Genomic DNA, 1,441 nt, shown 5'->3' on the forward strand with positions numbered 1-1,441 from the left:
GTTTCGGGTCTATACCCTGCAACTTATTCGCCCAGTTAAGACTCGGTTTCCCTACGGCTCCCCTATACGGTTAACCTTGCTACAGAATATAAGTCGCTGACCCATTATACAAAAGGTACGCAGTCACCCCACCCCAAAGCACATTCACTGCTTGTTTTGTGTGTTGGGCGTCGCAAAAAGCGCTCCGCCAACGCGTGTTGAATGCCACTTCAAAGTTGTCCTCAACACCAGAAAATGCTTTGGTGGTGGGGCTCCCACTGCTTGTACGTACACGGTTTCAGGTTCTATTTCACTCCCCTCGCCGGGGTTCTTTTCGCCTTTCCCTCACGGTACTGGTTCACTATCGGTCAATCAGGAGTATTTAGCCTTGGAGGATGGTCCCCCCATATTCAGACAGGATAACACGTGTCCCGCCCTACTCGTCGAGTTCACAACACCAACACCTTCGGATACGGGGCTATCACCCTTTACTGCCGGACTTTCCAGACCGTTCTCCTGATGCTGATGCTGATTAAGACTCTGGGCTGCTCCCCGTTCGCTCGCCGCTACTGGGGGAATCTCGGTTGATTTCTTTTCCTCGAGGTACTGAGATGTTTCAGTTCCCTCGGTTCGCCTCGTTTGACTATGTATTCATCAAACGATAGTGCAACGAATTGCACTGGGTTTCCCCATTCGGAAATCGTCGGGTATAACGGTTCATATCACCTTACCGACGCTTATCGCAGATTAGCACGTCCTTCATCGCCTCTGATTGCCTAGGCATCCACCGTGTACGCTTAGTCGCTTAACCTCACAACCCGAAGGTGTCTTTTCGTGTCATTCTGACTGGTAATGGCTGCGCGTGCATCGATTCGGTGTTGGGCAGTGCTCGCCATGCTCACGTACGACTGTACGCTGCGCTGGCTGTGCGCTGTCCGCCTTGAATCGCTGACTGCTCGCTCATTACGTTTGCCATCGTGACAAAAACAGCTTGAGTTGAGATTTTTGAGAGACTCTCACATTGTTTAAGCGATAAACAATGTGCGTTGTTTTCAATTTTCAGCTTGTTCCAGATTGTTAAAGAGCATAATTGTTAAACCAACTACTTTCATAATTGGCTTAATCATTATTGGGGACATCGTCTTTCACTCGATATCGGCGCAATTGGCGTCCCCTAGGGGATTCGAACCCCTGTTACCGCCGTGAAAGGGCGGTGTCCTAGGCCTCTAGACGAAGGGGACACAAGATATTGCTCAACATACTTTGTTGCTTATCTCATGCAAGTCCAATTCTCTCGAATCAGTCTCCCACGTATAGCCTATTGCTCTACTTTCTATCAGACAATCTGTGTGAGCACTTCACAAAAACACTTCAATGGTAAGGAGGTGATCCAACCGCAGGTTCCCCTACGGTTACCTTGTTACGACTTCACCCCAGTCATGAATCACAAAGTGGTAAGCGC

General features: G+C 49.3%; 1 tRNA gene and 2 rRNA genes. All 3 read right to left on the reverse strand.

The features are described 5' to 3' along the window. Nucleotides 1–790 (reverse strand): 23S ribosomal RNA (locus ACLPIE_RS22430); the annotation flags it as partial. 354 nt (nucleotides 791–1,144) lie between these two features. Next, nucleotides 1,145–1,220 (reverse strand) — tRNA-Glu (locus ACLPIE_RS22435). Between the two features lie 137 nt (nucleotides 1,221–1,357). Continuing rightward, nucleotides 1,358–1,441: ribosomal RNA gene (locus ACLPIE_RS22440) — 16S ribosomal RNA — on the reverse strand; the annotation flags it as partial.

The organism is Providencia sp. Me31A, from assembly GCF_050487165.1.
Lineage (GTDB): Bacteria > Pseudomonadota > Gammaproteobacteria > Enterobacterales > Enterobacteriaceae > Providencia.